Annotated in this window: 15 protein-coding genes; 7 read left to right on the top strand and 8 right to left on the bottom strand. The window is 57.7% G+C overall.

Features of this window, described 5'->3' with window-relative positions; all coding sequences use genetic code 11:
- Nucleotides 1-140 precede the first annotated feature (140 nt).
- The 3 genes from ACIF4X_RS00595 (at nt 141) to ACIF4X_RS00585 (ending at nt 5818) form a co-directional block, all read left to right on the top strand.
- Nucleotides 141-1088: a LysR family transcriptional regulator gene (locus tag ACIF4X_RS00595; protein ID WP_397480490.1), complete on the top strand. Its 948-nt coding sequence runs from the start codon at nt 141-143 to the stop codon at nt 1086-1088.
- A 472-nt stretch (nt 1089-1560) separates the two neighbouring features.
- Nucleotides 1561-2649: an efflux RND transporter periplasmic adaptor subunit gene (locus ACIF4X_RS00590; RefSeq protein ID WP_397480705.1), complete on the top strand. Its 1089-nt coding sequence runs from the start codon at nt 1561-1563 to the stop codon at nt 2647-2649.
- A gap of 10 nt (nt 2650-2659) precedes the next feature.
- A complete protein-coding gene (locus ACIF4X_RS00585) occupies nt 2660-5818 on the top strand; it encodes an efflux RND transporter permease subunit (protein WP_397480489.1) in 3159 nt (1052 codons plus the stop codon).
- A 347-nt stretch (nt 5819-6165) separates the two neighbouring features.
- Here ACIF4X_RS00585 and ACIF4X_RS00580 read toward each other — a convergent pair whose 3' ends face one another.
- From ACIF4X_RS00580 to ACIF4X_RS00565, 4 genes are all read right to left on the bottom strand, one after another.
- Complete coding sequence (locus ACIF4X_RS00580) at nt 6166-7482, bottom strand: OprD family outer membrane porin (protein ID WP_397480488.1); 1317 nt, start codon at nt 7480-7482, stop codon at nt 6166-6168.
- Between the two features lie 291 nt (nt 7483-7773).
- A complete protein-coding gene (locus tag ACIF4X_RS00575) occupies nt 7774-8958 on the bottom strand; it encodes a DUF2252 family protein (RefSeq protein ID WP_397480487.1) in 1185 nt (394 codons plus the stop codon).
- A 92-nt stretch (nt 8959-9050) separates the two neighbouring features.
- Nucleotides 9051-10379: an ATP-binding protein gene (locus tag ACIF4X_RS00570; protein ID WP_397480486.1), complete on the bottom strand. Its 1329-nt coding sequence runs from the start codon at nt 10377-10379 to the stop codon at nt 9051-9053.
- Complete coding sequence (locus ACIF4X_RS00565; protein ID WP_397480485.1) at nt 10376-11083, bottom strand: response regulator; 708 nt, start codon at nt 11081-11083, stop codon at nt 10376-10378. Before ACIF4X_RS00565 ends, ACIF4X_RS00570 begins: the two co-directional genes overlap by 4 nt.
- 162 nt (nt 11084-11245) lie before the next feature.
- On the opposite strand from ACIF4X_RS00565, the gene ACIF4X_RS00560 reads away from it, so the two are divergent.
- The 3 genes from ACIF4X_RS00560 (at nt 11246) to proP (ending at nt 13971) form a co-directional block, all read left to right on the top strand.
- Nucleotides 11246-11557, top strand: a complete 312-nt coding sequence (locus tag ACIF4X_RS00560) for a hypothetical protein (RefSeq protein WP_397480484.1) — start codon at nt 11246-11248, stop codon at nt 11555-11557.
- Nucleotides 11557-12216 carry a DUF3313 domain-containing protein gene (locus tag ACIF4X_RS00555; protein WP_397480483.1) on the top strand — a complete coding sequence of 220 codons (660 nt, stop codon included), beginning with the start codon at nt 11557-11559 and terminating at the stop codon, nt 12214-12216. Before ACIF4X_RS00560 ends, ACIF4X_RS00555 begins: the two co-directional genes overlap by 1 nt.
- Nucleotides 12217-12468: 252 nt before the next feature.
- A complete protein-coding gene (proP, locus tag ACIF4X_RS00550) occupies nt 12469-13971 on the top strand; it encodes a glycine betaine/L-proline transporter ProP (protein ID WP_397480482.1) in 1503 nt (500 codons plus the stop codon).
- A gap of 27 nt (nt 13972-13998) precedes the next feature.
- Here proP and ACIF4X_RS00545 read toward each other — a convergent pair whose 3' ends face one another.
- Nucleotides 13999-14886, bottom strand: a complete 888-nt coding sequence (locus ACIF4X_RS00545) for a LysR family transcriptional regulator (RefSeq protein ID WP_397480481.1) — start codon at nt 14884-14886, stop codon at nt 13999-14001.
- 99 nt (nt 14887-14985) lie between these two features.
- Here ACIF4X_RS00545 and ACIF4X_RS00540 point away from each other — a divergent pair, with 99 nt between their 5' ends.
- A complete protein-coding gene (locus ACIF4X_RS00540) occupies nt 14986-15648 on the top strand; it encodes an NADPH-dependent F420 reductase (protein ID WP_397480480.1) in 663 nt (220 codons plus the stop codon).
- On the opposite strand, the gene ACIF4X_RS00535 is transcribed toward ACIF4X_RS00540, so the two are convergent.
- From ACIF4X_RS00535 to ACIF4X_RS00525, 3 genes are all read right to left on the bottom strand, one after another.
- The gene (locus tag ACIF4X_RS00535; protein ID WP_397480479.1) at nt 15622-16266 is read right to left on the bottom strand and encodes a nucleotidyltransferase domain-containing protein; all 645 of its coding nucleotides are present in this window, start codon (nt 16264-16266) and stop codon (nt 15622-15624) included. The two genes, ACIF4X_RS00540 and ACIF4X_RS00535, sit on opposite strands and share 27 nt — an antisense overlap.
- Before the next feature lie 166 nt (nt 16267-16432).
- On the bottom strand, nt 16433-17011 hold the full coding sequence (locus ACIF4X_RS00530; protein WP_397480478.1) for a hypothetical protein: 579 nt from the start codon (nt 17009-17011) through the stop codon (nt 16433-16435).
- Between the two features lies 1 nt (nt 17012).
- Complete coding sequence (locus tag ACIF4X_RS00525) at nt 17013-17801, bottom strand: DUF2092 domain-containing protein (protein ID WP_397480477.1); 789 nt, start codon at nt 17799-17801, stop codon at nt 17013-17015.
- Nucleotides 17802-17826: the final 25 nt, after the last annotated feature.

Here is a 17826-nt window from a genome sequence, read left to right as displayed (position 1 = left end):
GGGAAGAATAGAGATTAATAAATACGCCGATAAGTCATCGGAAAAGCGAAAGATTGTTGCTTTAAAAAAGACAATAAATAGGGTTTACGCCGCAGTGTTACTTTATGCCACACTAAACTTCGATTACTCGGAGAGTCCCAATGGACATCCTGCAAAACATGCGAATTTTTCAAAGTGTGGCGTTAGCGGGCAGCTTCACCGCCGCTGCGATACAACTGGATTCCACAACCGCCAACATCTCTCGCGGCATTTCCCAACTGGAAAAGCATTTGCGTACGCGCTTGTTCAATCGCACCACGCGGCGGATCGCGCTGACCGATTCCGGCAGGCGTTACTTGCTCAGATGCGAACAGATACTTAAGTCGGTGGCAGAAGCCGAGGTTGAAGCTGGCGATGCCCACACACGTCCGACAGGACAGTTGAATGTGCATTCGATGACCGGTATCGGTCAGCACTATGTGGTCGATGCAATTGCCCGGTATCGCAAGAATTACCCGGATGTCACCTTCAATCTGAGCATGAGTAACCGGATGCCCAATCTGGTCAACGAAGGTTTCGATGTGTCGATCATTCTGGCCATCGACTTGCCAGACTCCACCAACGTTTCGCAAAAACTCGGCGAAACCTACAGCATTGTTTGCGCCTCGCCCTCCTACATCAAGGCATTCGGCATAGCACACACGCCTCAGGATCTGCTCAACCATGCGTGTCTGACGCTGGTGAGCCCGGTGATCCCCCTGCAAGAATGGTCGTTCGTCGGGCCAGACGGTCGGGAAGAAGTCACTATCACGTCCTCGCCTTTCCTGGTCGATTCGGTCGACGCGATGAAAGCCGCGATCAGCAATGATATGGGCATCGGCATATTGCCGGTGCACGCTGCCATCAAGGGTTTGAGCAATGGCACGCTGGTGCGGGTGCTGCCAAAGTACCGCCTCGAAGAATTGGGCCTTTACGCCATCTACCCGTCCCGACATTTTCTCGATGCGAAAATCAAAACCTGGGTCGAGTACCTTAAAACCTCATTGCCAGAAGTACTCGCGGACCATAAAGCCGTCCTGAAAATCCGCGATCTGGTGCACTTCACCTGATCGAAGACACTTCCCGCGCCATGGATGGAAGGGGCATGGATGTTTTCTGGAACAATAAACAAAGTGTAAATACTGTTTTAACCGATGGTCTCGATAAACCGTTTGCATGCAACTTTAATCCTCTCGCCATTGTTTTTTTGAGGCCACTCTGCATTGGACTAGTGGGATTGCGTCATATCGGTTCGTTACTCTTCGTCGTCTCCCCTGCACAATGACCCGCCAATACAGACAGCCGCATCCTCACTGTTGAATGTGTTCAACAGCGCGAAAAAGTGTGCTCGCCCCGTGGTAGATGTGCCCACCCTTCCAACAGCTGAAACCCTGTTTGTTGGAATAACTGGCTGTGGGTACTCGGTATGCAAAGGACCGTATCTCAATGAATATTGACCTTAACAACTTGATCAGTTTTTCGCGTTTAACTCGACGTCGAAAAACGCTTCTGCTGATCCTCGGTCACGCGTTGCTGGCAATAATGCTGACGGCCTGTAAAGAGCAAAAAGCAGGCAGTGCAACCCTGGCAGCCGCCGAGGTCGATGTGACGTCGGTTGCAGTCACGCCCCTGCGCCAGTGGGACGAATTCAACGGCAGGATCAATGCTGTCGACTCAGTTGAAATTCGCCCCCGCGTGACAGGCTACGTACAGCGCATCGTTTTCAAGGAAGGCGACAACGTACGAAAAGGCGATTTGCTGGTGGTGATCGACCCGCGTAAATACCAGGCCACGCTGAACAGCGCCCTTGCCCGGCTCGAACGCGCCAGAGCGTCGGTAGTCATGAACCAAGCCCAGGATCGGCGTGCTCAGGTGCTGGTACAAAGCAACGCGATCTCGCGAGAAGAAGCCGACTCGCGGCGCGCCAGTTTCATCCAGAGCCAGGCAGATGTGCGCGATTCGACAGCCGCAGTCGACCTGGCCCGGCTTGATCTCGAGTTCACTGAAGTACGCTCGCCCATCAACGGCCGGGCCAGCCGCGCCGCTTTGACCCTGGGCAATCTTGCCATAGCCGATCAGACGCGGCTGACCTCGGTCGTATCGCAAGACCCGGTGTATGTTTATTTCGACCCGGACGAGCACAGCTATTTGCGCTACAGCGAACAGGCACGCAATGTTCATGACCACTCAAGCAGACTCAGTGTGCGGGTCGGATTGGCCAATGAGTCTGGATTCCCGCATGTCGGCGATGTCGACTTTCTCGACAATCAGGTCGACCCCTCCACGGGCACCATTCGGCTGCGCGCCACCCTTTCAAACAAGAACCGGCAGTTCACGCCGGGGTTATTCGCGCGCGTGCAACTGTCCAGCAGCGTCGAAAGCAGCGCCATTCTGATTGACGACAAGGCTGTACTCACCGACCAGGATCGCAAGTACGTGTACGTCGTCGGCACTGGGGACGTCGCCCTGCGCAAGGACATTCAGTTGGGTCGAATGAATCAGGGACTGCGCATCGTCGAGTCGGGCCTGACCCCGGGCGACAGGATCATCGTCGGAGGCCTGCAACGTATTTATTACCCGGGGATGCCGGTGAAACCCTCCGAAGTTGCCATGAAAACGTCTAAGAACTGAGGGCCCGGTCATGGATTTCTCGAAATTTTTCATTGATCGCCCGATCTTCGCCATCGTGCTGTCGATCATCATCTTCGCGCTGGGCCTGATTGCAATTCCCTTGCTGCCCGTGAGCGAATACCCCGAAGTCGTGCCACCGAGCGTCGTAGTACGCGCGACCTATCCCGGCGCCAATCCCAAAGAGATCGCAGAATCAGTGGCGACGCCGCTGGAAGAAGCCATCAACGGCGTAGAAGGCATCATGTATTTGAAGTCGGTTGCAGGCTCCGATGGCAGCCTGCAAGTGGTCGTTACGTTTTTGCCAGACGTCGACCCTGACACTGCCGCCGTACGTGTACAAAACCGTGTGAGTCAGGCGCTTTCGCGCTTGCCCGAGCAAGTCAGGCAGTTTGGCGTGACGACGCAGAAACAATCGCCCACGCCGCTCATGTACGTCAGCCTGTATTCACCGGGTAACGGCTACGACCCGCTGTATTTGCGCAACTACATGACCTTGCACATCAAGGATGAGCTGTCGCGTATTCGCGGGATCGGCGATGTCGGAGTCTACGGCTCGGGTGATTACGCCATGCGTCTGTGGCTTGATCCGGACAAACTGGCGTCTCGCGGACTGACCGCAAGCGACGCCTTGAATGCCGTCCGTGAGCAGAATGTGCAAGTGTCATCCGGTCAATTGGGCGCAGAACCCTCACCACAAGGCACCGACCTGCTGATCTCGATAAACGTCAGGGGGCGCTTGCGCAGCGAGCAGGAGTTTGCCGACATCGTGCTGAAAAAAGGCAACGATGGTCAGATCGTACGACTCGGCGATGTGGCCCGGGTAGAAATGGGCGCGAGCGACTACACCATGCGTGCCATGCAGAACCAGCAGAACGCAACCACCGTCGGTATCTTCCTCTCGCCCGGTGCCAATGCCTTGGGCGTGGCCGAGCAGGTCTACAACAAGCTGGATCGACTGGCCGAAAGCTTCCCCAATGACATCGCTTACAAAGCCGTGTGGGATCCGACAGTCTTCGTTCGCGAATCGATCAGTTCGGTAAAACACACGCTGTTCGAAGCAGTCCTGTTAGTGGTGCTTGTGGTGATCTTGTTTCTGCAGAGCTGGCGGGCATCGATCATTCCTCTGATCGCGGTGCCGGTATCGATAGTAGGCACCTTTGCGTTCTTGTACCTGCTGGGCTACTCGATCAACACTTTGACCTTGTTCGGCCTGGTACTCGCCATTGGCATCGTCGTGGACGACGCAATTGTGGTGGTGGAAAACGTCGAGCGGAACATCGAAGAAGGTTTGAACCCGCGAGAAGCGGCGCACAAGGCGATGCGCGAAGTCAGCGGCCCGATCATCGCCATTTCGCTGGTCTTGTGTGCAGTGTTCGTGCCGATGGCATTCCTCAGCGGTGTCACCGGCGAATTCTATAAACAGTTCGCCGTGACCATCGCGATATCGACGGTGATTTCCGCAATCAACTCATTGACACTCTCCCCTGCGCTCGCGGCAAAACTGCTGCGCCGCCACGACGCACCAAAAGACCGCTTGGCGCGGTTGATCGATCTTGCTTTGGGTTGGTTCTTTCGCCCGTTCAACCGATTTTTCCTCAGCAGCTCCCAGCGCTACACCAGCGCCGTATCACACACTTTGAATCGCCGCGGCGCGGTGTTTGTGGTGTACGCGATACTGTTGGCCGGCACCGTACTGCTGTTCCAGCAGGTGCCGGGCGGATTTATTCCGACGCAAGACAAACTCTATCTGTTCGGCGGCGCCAAGCTTCCGGAGGGTGCTTCGCTATCGCGTACGGACGCGGTGACACGACAAATGATCGACCTTGCCCAAGGCGTCGATGGCGTGGATATCGTCCCGGCCTATGCGGGGTTGAATGCGTTGCAAAACGTCAACACGCCAAATCTCACGGCGCTGTACATCATTCTCAAACCGTTCGATCAACGTACTCGCAGTGCCGCCGATATTAACCACGAACTCAACGCTAGGTTCGCCAGCATCAAGGACGGCACCGCTTACGCATTAATGCCTCCGCCAATTCAAGGTTTGGGTAACGGCTCCGGCTACTCGCTGTATCTGAAAGACCGCGCGGGCCTGGGCTATGGTGCGCTGCAAAATGCACTGAATGCGTTCCTGGCGGAGATCGCCCAAACCCCCGGCATGACGTGGCCGGTCAGTTCGTATCAGGCCAACATTCCGCAACTGGAAGTCAAGGTGGACAGGGTCAAGGCCAAAGCGCAGGGCGTGTCTCTGACGGATCTGTTCGATACGCTGCAAACCTACCTGGGCTCGGTTTATGTCAACGACTTCAATCAGTTTGGCCGTGTTTACCGCGTCATGGCTCAGGCCGACACCTCGCACCGCCAAACTGTCGAAGACATCGGCAAATTGCGCACGCGCAATGATAGCGGGGAAATGGTCCCGATTGGTTCAATTGTGACTGTCGAGCCCACCTTTGGCCCTGATCCGGTCATTCGCTATAACGGTGTACCGGCGGCCGACGTGATCGGCGATGCTGACCCCAAGGTGTTTTCGTCCGCACAAGTCATTAGCAAACTCAGCGAAATCGCCGAGCGAGTATTGCCACGCGGTATCGAGCTTGAATGGACGGATCTGAGTTATCAGCAAGTCAGCCAGAACAACGCCGCGTTGATCGTGTTTCCACTGGCGGTGATGCTGGTGTTTCTGGTGTTGGCTTCTCTTTACGAGAGCTGGACATTACCGCTGGCAGTAATTCTTATCGTGCCGGTGTGCATGTGTTCGGCGCTGCTGGGTGTGTGGCTGACCGATGGTGACAATAACGTGTTTGTCCAGGTCGGACTGGTGGTACTCATGGGCTTGGCCTGCAAGAACGCCATCCTGATCGTAGAGTTCGCCCGTGAACTTGAAATGCAAGGCAGGACGATTGTGGAAGCAGCACTGGAGGCATGCCAATTGCGGTTGCGCCCGATCATCATGACGTCAATCGCCTTCATCGCAGGTTCAGTACCGCTGTTGCTGGGACACGGCGCAGGCAGTGAGGTGCGCCTGGCGACCGGTGTGACAGTCTTTGCCGGAATGCTCGGCGTGACGCTGTTCGGATTGTTTCTGACGCCCGTGTTTTACGTGGTCTTGCGCAAGCTGGCGACTCGCGGGGAACCTGAGGCGGTATTGCCGGCCGAGCAAGTGTGACGTAAGTGTCGGCGGACATAGATCTTCAGCAAGTAGAGTTCCTTGCAAACCTTCGCGCCGGCCGAACTTTTAAACTTCACTGCGATGTTTCGGAGCCACAGTCTTTCTCGTTTAAAGCAACAATGACGAACACTAACAAGTGCTATGATCAGCTCCGAAGAATGACCACTAACCATCCACTTTAGATACAGGTGGATTGATCCGTGGTCGTGCTTTGCTCCCCTTGGTCACACCTTTAGCCACCTTACTTAAGTCAGGTGGTTTTTTTTATTTATTTCACACACCCCACAGTGAAGTGTTGGTTCGTTCGGGCCACAGCATGTTAATGGCCCGTGTGATTTAACGATTCAGAAAATGGGCAGACTGTAAGTGACGAGCAAACGGCTTTCATCCTTATCGGCGCTATCGTTACCGCGCAGGACTGCATTGCGCCAGGTCAAACCCAAACCCTTGAGCGGGCCTTGAGGAAAGACGTAATCAATTCGAAAGTCGTGCTCCCATTCGCTACGCGTTTGCGTTGCTGTCTGGATATGTCGTCCACTCAGATACGTGAAGCCCGAAGTCAATCCGGAAACTCCAACATTTGAGAAGTCGTACGAATAGGCGGCCACCGTGGTGTCTTCACCGGCGTTTACGAACTTTAAAGATTGCGCATTGGTTATCAAATAGAGCGTCCGGCCCTGCCCCTGATTAAGGTGAGGGAAATCACTCTCGCCTCGTGTGGATTGATAACCGACACTCAGGGAGTGCCCTTGCAGACTATAGGTGAATAAAGAACTCCATAAGCGATTGTCGACTTTCCCGACAGTGGCACTCCCGCCAAAATAACCCGCAGAAACATAGCCCTCCTTTCTACCCTCGACGCTGGAGTTTTTACCGTCAGAGGTGCTGTAAAAATATCGAAGATCGGTCTTGAGTTTCCCCACAGGCAACTGCCAGTTATGCGTCAACCCTAGAAAATGCTGCTGATAAAAGTCTTCGAGACTGCCGTAATAGTACTGCAGCTTAAGGTCAGTGGTTGCCTGGTAATCGGCACCGCTATAGTAGAATTGGTTGCTGAATTTACCTTTCTGTGGATTGTTCGCCCCGGCAATCGACATTCCCTGCCCGTTGGTAGAGTTACGATCTACCACCTGTTCAATTCTGCCAGCGATGATATTAACGTCCTGAAACTCTTTCGCTTCAACTTGCCAGCCTCGAAACGTTTGCGGTAATAACCTGCCATCCCCATACGTCAGCACCGGAGTTTTGGGCATCAGAGTGCCGACTTTCAACTGAGTTTTTGACAGACGAAACTTGGCCGTTGCACCGGGTTTGGAAAAATCGTTGGCGGCCTGCCCGTGGCTTAAAGGAAATACACTGCCCGGCGTATTATCCTCGCCTCGTTTACCTGCCCGTCCCGACGCATCAAGACGTACGCCATAAAGCGCTTGTAGATCCAGCCCTGCGCCGAACACGCCCTCAGTGAATCCTGACTGAAAATTCAGCATAAACGCTTGTCCCCACTCTCGATCTGTAGGCGCGCTCTGATTACGGGTGTCCTGATTAAAATAAAAATTCCGCAGTTCGAGTGTAGCCTTACTGTCTTCAATGAAGCCGGAGGCCGATACCTCCTGGCCAACGCCCAAGGTGATGGCGAGCGCAATGTACGATTTACGGTGCATGCAAAAATTCCGAAGTTACAAAAAAATGCGATTCCCATAAAAAAGCCGCCATCAAACCCGCCTATGTGTTAAGCGTCATTTAATTTGGCGGTAGATTATTTCCGCGCACAGAAGATAAAAACGCCCATCGGGAGTTTTCAGGAGACAGCCACCCAGACAAGAACAACGTGTCAAGAAAACCAAAATATAGTTTTAGTTTCAGGCCAACTAGATGGTTTTTTTGCGAATGATATTCTTTTTTTTTGCAACGATAAAATCGTACATTGCCAAACCGGCCGTTTAGTGCGGGGATCAATGCTGTAACGCATAGCGCCGACAATGTTCCAGATAACCTTTTTCATGATTGCCGACCAGTTGCACAACGCTGGTCCACAGCCACGACGGCGCATCCAGGCGTTTCGAGCGGCAGGTTTGCAGTTCTGCAATCCACGCGGACCGGGTGGCCAGGTCCATTTGCCGGGCATGTGCGACGCCGACGACGCGGGCCAGGTAGCCGGCCGCGAGCATCGCATCGCGCTGACTCAATTGATCCAGTTCCAGCTTCATGTCCTGCGGCAACAATTCGCGGACGAAAAAGCCGTGGTCGAGCATGCGTGTCGCCAGCATCCGATTGCCCAGCCCAGGTGAAAGAAACCGCGCGCCTTCGACCACGCGCTTGCCATTGTCACGCGGCATGGCTGCTCGGGCGGCGCGCGGTGCGGCGGCGCCGACGGCTTCTTTGATATCGAGCAGGCAATATTCCTCGTCATCGCCCTTGCCCACGCCCAGCAGCACGGCATAACGCTTTAACCCCAATGAACTACAGCCTTTGACCCAATACGCCGAGTCGAGCATTTTCACTCGGTCATCCTGTGAGCGGCCCTTCAACGACGTCACCAGCGTATGGATCTCTGGGGTGGCGCAGAGGGTTTTCAGCGCCGCGCGTTCATCACGTGAAAGCGTCCAGAACTGTTTGCCCAACGGAATGGTTGGCTTGGTGTTCTCGATGCGCTCTTCGGCCAAATGCTTCCAGGTGCGCTGCACGGCACTGCGCATTCCCGCTTTGACTTGCGCCGGACGCGGTGGGTCTTCCTCAAGATCGCCGTCAAAGGCTTGCTCGTAGCCGCGCATCATTTCTTCGAGCATGCGTGCGGTGGCCACGCCGGGCAGATCGGAACCGCGCGCTGCTGTGGCGAGCGACAGCGCCAGGCGCACCAGATCATGCGCCGGGTTGCCGATCACGGTCTGATCAAGGTCACGAATATGAATATCGATCTGCCCTTTGAGATCGCCGGTCGGCCCCAGATTGCCAGCATGGCAATCGCCGCAGATCCACACCGCCGGGCCTTTTGGCAGGCTGCGGCCCGGTTGGCTGTGCAGCCACTCGTAAAACTGCACGGTGCTGCCGCGCACATAGGCGTGCGCGGATCTGGCCATTTTCAAATTGCGCAGTTGCGACAGCGGTTCAAGTCGGGCGGAGGGACGCGGGGTTTTCATGGACACTTCTTATGCGGGATGTAAGCTGTTGACCGCTCGCGACGCACGAATGTTTCAAAGTGTTTCAGAGAAATTCGTAGAAGCTAACCGCCCTAGAGTGGCAGTTCTACGCACGCCAGTAATCCTCCACCGTGGCGGTTGCTCAACGTCAACTCGCCCCCTTGTTCGCGCGCAATCGCCCGCGCCGCCGACAACCCCAGGCCTACGCCCCCGGTGTCACGATTGCGCGAAGCCTCCAGACGAAAGAACGGATCGAACACCTGTTCCAATGCTGCCTCGGGAATACCGGGGCCTTCGTCGCTGACCTCGATACGAATCGAATACTCGTCACGCGTCAACGCAATGACCGGACGCTGCGCGTACTTCAACGCATTCTCCAGCAGATTGACGATCACCCGTTTGATCCCCAGCGGTCGACCTTCATACACCAGATGCGCCGGGCCATCGAAATCGACATGGATGTGCTGATCGCGGTAATCGTCGACGATGGTTTGCAGCAGCTCCGACAGATCGAATGCAGTGGTCTCCTCGCGATGCGTGTCCTCACGGAAGAACGCCAACGCAGCGTTGATCATCGACTGCATCTCCTCGACGTCACGAATCAGTTTGCCCTGATGATCGAGGTCTTCCATGAACTCACTGCGCAACCGCATACGTGTCAGCGGTGCGCGTAAATCGTGGGAGATCGACGCCAGCATGTGCGTGCGCTCGGCGATGAAGTGCTGGATCTGCGCCTGCATGGTGTTAAAGGCGATGATCGCCTGACGGATTTCGTCAGGACCTTCGAGTTTGATCGGCGGTGCCCGTAGATCGGTGCCGAAGCGTCTGGCGGCTCGCGTGAAACGCTGCAACGGATTGGCCAGTTGCCGGGTGGCGACCCAGGCGACGAGCAATGTGGCAATCAGTCCCAACGCGATGACGATCGCGATACGCACGCCAAATTCCAGGCCCCAACTGCGCTCCGGCGGGATAAATGACAACCAACTGCCATCGACCAATTGCACGACGGCGGCGTAATGCGCCTGGGGACTGCCGTTCGGCCAGTCGCCCGGGCTGAACACCTCGATTTTTCGATCATTGCCCAGCAGTTGCTGCAGCACCGGCACCCTGCTCGCTGGCAGGCGAAGCCCGTCATTGGGCAGATCGAAATCCGCACGCTGCGCTTTCCACGACACCTGCAGCATGGCGCTGCTCGCCGCAGCCGCCAGTTGCGGGCGCAGGTTGGCCGGGGCCGCTTCGATCACCCGCGAGGTCGCGGCAATCTGCTCCAGCAGGCCGGTGCGTTCGATCGGTGGCCGCGCCCAGATGCCGGCGACTTGCACGAACAGCGCATTCAATGCCAATGAAGCAATCATCGCCGCCACGATAGTCAGGGCGATGTGCCGGCGCAGGGTGTCGCCGCGCAACAGTCGGCGGATCATGAGCGGCTGACCTTGGCGGTGAACAGATAGCCGCCGTTGCGCACCGTACGAATCAGGTCAGGTCGTTTGCTGTCCGGTTCGATCTTGCGGCGCAAGCGGCTGACTTGCACATCGATGCTGCGATCGAACGCGTCATGACCGTGGCCGTGGGTCAGATCGATCAGCTGCTCGCGGGTCAGAATGCGCTGTGGATGGTCGAGGAACACCACCAGCAAATCGAACTCGCCGCCGGAGAGCGGAATCATCACGTTTTCCGGTGAGCGCAGTTCGCGACAGGTGATGTCCAGATGCCAACCGGCGAAACCGATCACCGGCCGTGACGGCTCGACCGGATTGCGCTGTTCACCAGCGCGGCGCTGCAAGGCACGCACCCGAGCGAGCAGCTCCTGTGGGGCGAAAGGCTTGGTCAGGTAATCGTCTGCACCCAGCTCCAGACCGACAATGCGATCGCTCAGCTCGGCCATGGCGGTGAGCATGATGATCGGAATGCCCAATTGCGCGCGCACTTTCTGGCACAGGCTCAGGCCGCTTTCGCCGGGCATCATCACATCAAGAATGATCGTGTCCGGACGGTTCTGCGCGATCGCCGCCCACATGGCTTCGCCGTGGGACGCCACGTCGACTTCATAAGCGTGCTGCACGAAGAACTTCTTCAGCAGCGCGAGGATTTCCATGTCGTCGTCGACGAACAGCAGTCTGCTCACAGTTACAGATCCATGCGGCGAAAAAACGCCAATCTAAAGCCATTTTGCCGCCCGGGTCATTTATTTCAATCGAGCAACATTCCTGCGCGCCAGACATCAAGCGGACATCCTCCGGCAAAACCGCGCGGGCACTCTGCAGGTATTTCCAGCGGGGGGATTGGCATGAAGGTATTGAACAGCAAACCGGGCGTTACGCAGCACAACGGCAATCGGCCGTTGATTCTCAGCCAGCGCACCGCCGCACTCGGCCCGGACACACCGGTGGTGTTTCAGGAATCGTGCCTGGGGGTTTCCACTGATCAGAGTACGGTGGTTTTACGCCGCTACTTCGAGCATTTCAGCCCGACCAATGCACACTGGGTGGAATACGTGCATAGCGTCAACACCGCTGACCTCATGAACTGGATCATGGCCCATGGTCGATTGCACATTGAATGCTCGGACAACCTGGCGCAAAACAAGGAAGCCGTTTGATGTCGCGCATTCATTCGCTGTCGCTGTCGATTGTTGCCACGCTGAGCCTGGCGGCGTGCAGCAGCAAAACGCCGGAACACAGCGGCTTTCTGCATGACTACAGCGTGTTGACCGAGCGCCAGTCGCCGTCCGGGCAACCCGTGTTGGCGTGGGTCAGCCCGGCGCTCGCCCGGGGCCGATACACGCAGGTTTATCTGGCGCCGAGTCAGTTTTACCCGAGCGCCGAGCCGACGCCGCGAATTCCTTTGAGCACACTGGCCGGGGTCACCGACTATTACGACGCGGCGCTGCGGCTGGAATTGAGCAAGGTGCTGCGGCTGGTCAATCAACCGGGGCCGAACACCCTGGTGGTGCGCCCCGCCATCACGCAAGTGGCGACCAGCACTCAGGGTTTGCGCTTTTATGAGTGGCTGCCGGTCACCCTCGTCGCGGCCGGTGTGAGCACGGCGACCGGCATTCGTGATCAGGACAGTGAAGTCGCCACCGAAGTGTCGTTCGAGGACGGTTCGACTGGCGAAGTGATTGCCGAAGTGGTGCGCAAAGGCACAGGTGTGCCGCTGGAGAACGACAAACAGGTGCTGACTGCCGACGACGTCAAGATGGTGCTGGAAGGCTGGGCCAGTGACCTGCGGCAATCGTATACGGCCATCCGCCGGTAAACACATATCCCCTGTAGGCGCTGCCGAAGGCTGCGATCTTGATCGTTCCCACGCTCTGCGTGGGAATGCAGCCGGGGACGCTCCGCGTCCCAACAAGATCGCAGCCTTCGGCAGCTCCTACACCGGAGTGCCAGGAAAAAAAGCGCCAAGCAGTGAATTATTTCGTGTCTTCATGTATCTGAGCCAAAGAGTGCGCGCCATCAAATAGATGGCATCTACGCGGCACGATGGATCAGCAAAGAGAAGACCCGGATGAAATCACGCAAGAAAACCGTCAAGCCGATCGGCCTGAACGACATCACCATTGTCGACGACGCCAAGATGCGCAAGGCGATCACCGCCGCCGCACTGGGCAATGCCATGGAATGGTTCGACTTTGGTGTCTATGGCTTCGTCGCCTATGTGCTCGGCAAAGTGTTCTTCCCCGGCGCCGACCCCGGCACGCAGATGATCGCCGCACTGGCGACGTTCTCCGTGCCCTTCCTGATCCGGCCACTGGGCGGCTTGTTCTTCGGCGCCTTGGGCGACAAGTACGGACGGCAGAAAGTCCTTGCCGCGACCATCGTCATCATGTCGCTGAGCACCTTTGCCATCGGCCTGATTCCGTCCTATGCCTCGATTGGCATCTGGGCGCCGATCCTGCTGTTACTGGCGAAAATGGCGCAGGGTTTCTCGGTCGGTGGCGAATACACCGGCGCGTCGATCTTCGTCGCTGAATACGCACCGGACCGTAAACGCGGCTTCCTCGGCAGTTGGCTGGACTTCGGCTCGATTGCCGGTTTCGTCCTCGGTGCCGGTGTGGTGGTGTTGATTTCCACCACGCTGGGCGAAGCGAAGTTCGAGGAATGGGGCTGGCGTCTGCCGTTCTTCCTCGCCCTGCCGCTGGGTATGATCGGTCTCTACTTGCGTCACGCCCTGGAAGAAACCCCGGCGTTCCAGCAGCACGTCGAAAAGCTTGAGCAAGGCGATCGCGAAGGCCTCGCCGGTGGCCCGAAAGTCTCGTTCAAAGAGGTCGCGACCAAGCACTGGCGCAGCCTGATGACCTGCATTGGCGTAGTGGCGGTGACCAACGTCACCTATTACATGCTGCTCACCTACATGCCGAGCTACCTGTCGCACAACCTGCACTACAGCGAAAACCGTGGCGTGCTGATCATCATCGCGATCATGGTCGGCATGCTGTTCGTGCAACCGGCAATCGGTTTTATCAGCGACAAGATCGGACGCAAGCCGTTCATCGTTGTCGGCAGCATCGGTTTGTTCATTCTGGCGATTCCGGCGTTCATGCTGATCAACAGCGGCAAGATCGGTTTGATCTTCGCCGGCCTGCTGATGCTGGCCGTGTTGCTGAACTTCTTCATCGGCGTGATGGCCTCCACCCTGCCGGCGATGTTCCCCACGCACATTCGCTACAGCGCTCTGGCGGCTGCCTTTAACGTCTCGGTATTGATTGCCGGTCTGACGCCGACCGTGGTCGCGTGGCTGGTCGAGAGCACCAATGATCTGTACATGCCGGCGTATTACCTGATGGTCATCGCCGTGGTCGGCCTGCTCACCGGTGTGACCATGAAGGAGACCGCCAACAAGCCGTTGCGTGGTGCCGCGCCGGCCGCTTCTGACCTTGAGGAAGCCAAAGAACTGCTGCAGGAACACCACGACAACATCGAGCAGAAAATCGAGGACATCGACGCCGAAATCGCTGCGCTGGAAGCCAAGCGCAAAGAACTGGTGCAGCAACATCCGCGAATTAACTAAGCCACGTCATTCATTCGAATCGCCCGGTCAGCCAAATCGGCTGACTGCGGCATCGATGAACTGGCGAACTTTCGCCGTTTTCTGTCGATGAGCCGTATACAGCAGATGCATTTGTCTGCTCGGCGCCTCGAATCCCTCCAGCAACCTGACCAATTCCCCTCTGCGCAACGCCGGTTCTAGAAAATCGGCAGGCCCCAGCACAATCCCGAAACCATCGACCGCCGCTGACAACAACGCCTTGCTCTCGTTGACGTGCAAGCGACTGCTCACCGGCACACGCTCGACCTGGGCGCCGTTGAAGAATGACCACTCGTGGTCGACGGGCCGCGACCAATAGGCATACCCCAGGCACTCATGCTGTTGCAGATCGGCGGGCACTTGCGGCGTGCCATGTTCGGCCAGATAGCGTGGCGCCGCACAAACGATCAAGCGGTACGCAGCCAACGGTCTGGCGGTCAGACTGGCCGTGGCCAACGGGCCAATCCGAAAAGCTACCTCAAACCCCTCCTCCACCAAATCCACGGCGCGGTCGGTCAAGTGCAGGTCGATTTCCACCTCGGGGTACTCGCGCAAGAACGCGGTCACGAACGGCATCAGACTGTAAGAGCCAAAGCTCACCGGCGCGCTGACCCTGAGCTTGCCGCGCGGCGTATCGTTCATGATCTGCGCCAGCGAATCAGCGGCCTGCGCCTCACTGACAATGTGCTTGCAGCGCTCATAGTAGGCCTGGCCCAGTTCGGTCAGGCTTTGCCGGCGCGTGGTGCGATTGAGTAGTCGTGCGCCGAGCCGCTGTTCAAGGGCAGCCACGTGTTTGGCGACCATTTGCGCGGACATGTCCAGGCGTTGCGCGGCGCTGGCATACGAGCCGGCTTCAGCCGCCATCACAAAAGCCGCCATGCTGCTCAGCCGATCCATTCGAAACTCCTGTTAGCGAAAGTAAGTAACAGAGTGCGATTTATCTGCATCTGGTCAGCAATCATCATAGTGGCTCCCCACCTGATAGAGAAACACACCATGCGCATTGGAATCGTTGGAGCCGGCTTCATCGGGCGCGCCGTCGCGCAAATCGCCCTCGCTGCCGGGCATGAAGTGATGCTCAGTAACTCGCGCGGCCCCAGAACCATGAGCAGCGTGCTCGCCGGTATTGCCGGGTGCCAGATCGGCACGGCCGAACAGGCCACGCAATTTGCCGACGTGGTGTTGCTGGCCATCCCCTACGAGCACATCCCGAGCCTGCCGCCCGCCTGGTTCGAGGGCAAAACCGTACTCGATGCCAACAACTATTACCCTGATCGCGACGGCCACATCGCTGCGCTCGACACCTTTCAGACCACCACCAGCCGCTTGCTCGCCGTGCATTTGCAGGGCGCCAAGGTGGTCAAGGTGTTCAACGCCATCCTCGCCGCAGACTTGCTCAGCGATGGCCGACCGCGCGGTTCCAGCGAGCGGCGCGCCCTGCCCATCGCAGCGGATGACGCGCAGGCCAAGGCGTTGGTTGTGGGGTTGCTGGACGAACTCGGCTTCGATGCGGTCGACGCCGGTGGCCTCGATGAGAGCTGGCGATTCGAGCGGGCGAAACCGGCTTACTGCGCGCCGCTTGACAAGTCTGGGCTGGAGATAGCCTTGGCTGCAGCCGAGCGCGAGGTCGAGTTACCCTTGGGCAGTTGGCGGCGCTGATAGAGCCTGAACAGCGTCCAGCCAGTGGTGCTCCGGGTGCAACAGCGTCAAATGTCGAACCAGCCACACGCGCTCCTGCGCCGACATCTGCGGTAAAGCCATGGCGAAATCGCTGCGGTCTTTGGCGCGCGTGTGCTTGGCTTTGAACAAGAGAACGGCAGCAGGTCGCAGATACGGAATGCCGGCCGTGCTTTGCAGAACCATTTCCGCGCGTGGACAGGTAATTGACGGATCGCGTTTATAGGCCCAGGTTTGCGGGGTGCCCGGCTCGATCATCACATCCACACGCCAGCTCTGTGCCGCGCGGTCGTATCCCCAGACCTGAAAAATGTCTGCGGCGGGCAGGCAAGTCGCTGACAGAAACTGCAACGTACCGTCCTTCACCGCGTAGAAGTCGAGATCACTCAGCGCTTGGCGAAAACAGGCGAAATCCGCCCGCAGCACAGTGAATTCCAGATCGCTGTGAGTCCGGGTTTGCCGCCCATGCCACAAGTCCAGCGCCCAACCGCCGACCACGCACCACGGGCGATTGACCGTACTCAGATGTGTCGCCAACTCCTCAGGTGTCCAGGGTTGCCATTGCTCTTGATCGGGCTCCAGCAGCTGGGCTGTCGTCATGTATCTGGCTCGTTGTTCTATTGATGGATAACGGGAGTGCGCCATTCGAACCGCTTTCACCACCCGGCTCAAGATTTTTATCAGCTAGCCTTGAATCCGATCCGGCTTACGCCGTGGCGGCCGTGGCATGCTCGCGCAGATGCAACCCTGGGTGCCGAAAGCCTGATCAAGGCGCATTGACCACCACATACGTCACATCACTGCCCTGATACTGCGGCTGGTACCAGGTCGAGCCGCACTGCATGTACGCGACGTTGTACTGAATCACCTGCACACAACTGCTGGGCATTTGCGCCGGGGTGAGGATCGAGCCCACCACTGCTGCCGTGACCGCGACGGTTGCCGTGACCGCCGCTGCGGCCGCCAGCGGATGGTAGTGATCGTCGTAGCCATAGCGGCCATGGCCGTCGACATCAATATCGACATCGCGACTGTTATCGATGTTGACGTTACGGTTGACGTTGCGATTGCTGTTATTGACGTTCGTGCGGTTGCCGACGTTGTTGCCGGCATTGACCCGATTGCCCGAATTGACCCGATTGCCGGCACTGACATTGTTGGTGCGCTGCGGCGCATTGATCCGCTGCGCCCGTTGCGCGTTCGGCGCCGGCGCGCGGTTGACGTTGGCGCGGGCATGTCCCTGAGCGCGTTGGCCCCGGGCATCGGCTTCGGCGACATAACCGGCGGTCAGCAGCGTGGCGGCTGCCAGCGATAGCAACAGACTCCACGTCATTGACTTGTTCATGTCACTGCCCTCCCTGATCGCTGGCTTGTTTAAACGCAATCGCCACATCGCCCTTGCCCGGTTTGAAGGTGAATTGCGTGTCCGGAATGGTCGGCTTGAGGTTCCACTGATACACCGCGCTGTACTCGGGGAAGCTCTTATCGTCGGTGGTAGTGATCACCAGTTTGCACGGCAAGGGTTTGTCGGAGCGGGTCAGCCACAACTGCCAGTCAATGCCCTCCTGGCGAAACGCCAAATGGTCGCAGAGCTGGCCCTTGATGACCGACGGGCCCACGTACAACGCGGCTTTCAAGGCATCGATCTGCGCCTGATCGCTGCCGAACAGAAACAGATCCTCCATCGGTACCTGCACCCCATAGAAGTTCTCGACCTTGTGCAGGGTTTCCGCCACGGTGGCCGGGGCGTCGACCGTGGTGTAGTACTTCAGGTACGGCGAATACTGGGTGAGTTTTTTGCCGTTATAGAAAAACTCGCGGGTGCGCACATCGCCTTCGCTTTTCGCATACAAACGATCGTGGCCGACCACTTTCAGGGTGTTGGCGGATTCGGTCTTGATCTTCTGCCCGGACTCCAGAACCGTGTCGCGTGAGACTTGGGCATCGACCTGAAATTTCGGCAGGCTGCGCAGGTAGTTGCCCATGTCGATGAGCTTGTCGACCACTTGCGGGTTGATCAACGGCGCATCGTCCGAGGGCTCGGCAGCGGGCGCAGCCGGCGGGTCTTCGGCGCGGGCTCCCGGCGCGAGAACCAGTGTGAACATCAGGCAGACAATACTGGCTGGGGCTTTCATCGGTTCCGCTCCTGTCCCTGGGTGG

It is taken from the genome of Pseudomonas sp. NPDC085632, from assembly GCF_044541255.1.
In the GTDB taxonomy this organism is placed as follows: Bacteria; Pseudomonadota; Gammaproteobacteria; order Pseudomonadales; family Pseudomonadaceae; genus Aquipseudomonas.
This window is presented reverse-complemented; position numbering and strand designations above follow the sequence as displayed.

What these genes read in the sequence shown, in the direction of transcription:
- ACIF4X_RS00535 (WP_397480479.1), bottom strand. Translation starts at nt 16,266, where the DNA reads ATGACGACAGCCCAGCTGCTGGAGCCCGATCAAGAGCAATGGCAACCC.
- ACIF4X_RS00525 (WP_397480477.1), bottom strand. Translation starts at nt 17,801, where the DNA reads ATGAAAGCCCCAGCCAGTATTGTCTGCCTGATGTTCACACTGGTTCTC.
- ACIF4X_RS00595 (WP_397480490.1), top strand. Translation starts at nt 141, where the DNA reads ATGGACATCCTGCAAAACATGCGAATTTTTCAAAGTGTGGCGTTAGCG.
- ACIF4X_RS00580 (WP_397480488.1), bottom strand. Translation starts at nt 7,482, where the DNA reads ATGCACCGTAAATCGTACATTGCGCTCGCCATCACCTTGGGCGTTGGC.
- proP (WP_397480482.1), top strand. Translation starts at nt 12,469, where the DNA reads ATGAAATCACGCAAGAAAACCGTCAAGCCGATCGGCCTGAACGACATC.
- ACIF4X_RS00575 (WP_397480487.1), bottom strand. Translation starts at nt 8,958, where the DNA reads ATGAAAACCCCGCGTCCCTCCGCCCGACTTGAACCGCTGTCGCAACTG.
- ACIF4X_RS00590 (WP_397480705.1), top strand. Translation starts at nt 1,561, where the DNA reads ATGCTGACGGCCTGTAAAGAGCAAAAAGCAGGCAGTGCAACCCTGGCA.
- ACIF4X_RS00530 (WP_397480478.1), bottom strand. Translation starts at nt 17,011, where the DNA reads ATGAACAAGTCAATGACGTGGAGTCTGTTGCTATCGCTGGCAGCCGCC.
- ACIF4X_RS00540 (WP_397480480.1), top strand. Translation starts at nt 14,986, where the DNA reads ATGCGCATTGGAATCGTTGGAGCCGGCTTCATCGGGCGCGCCGTCGCG.
- ACIF4X_RS00585 (WP_397480489.1), top strand. Translation starts at nt 2,660, where the DNA reads ATGGATTTCTCGAAATTTTTCATTGATCGCCCGATCTTCGCCATCGTG.
- ACIF4X_RS00570 (WP_397480486.1), bottom strand. Translation starts at nt 10,379, where the DNA reads ATGATCCGCCGACTGTTGCGCGGCGACACCCTGCGCCGGCACATCGCC.
- ACIF4X_RS00560 (WP_397480484.1), top strand. Translation starts at nt 11,246, where the DNA reads ATGAAGGTATTGAACAGCAAACCGGGCGTTACGCAGCACAACGGCAAT.
- ACIF4X_RS00555 (WP_397480483.1), top strand. Translation starts at nt 11,557, where the DNA reads ATGTCGCGCATTCATTCGCTGTCGCTGTCGATTGTTGCCACGCTGAGC.
- ACIF4X_RS00545 (WP_397480481.1), bottom strand. Translation starts at nt 14,886, where the DNA reads ATGGATCGGCTGAGCAGCATGGCGGCTTTTGTGATGGCGGCTGAAGCC.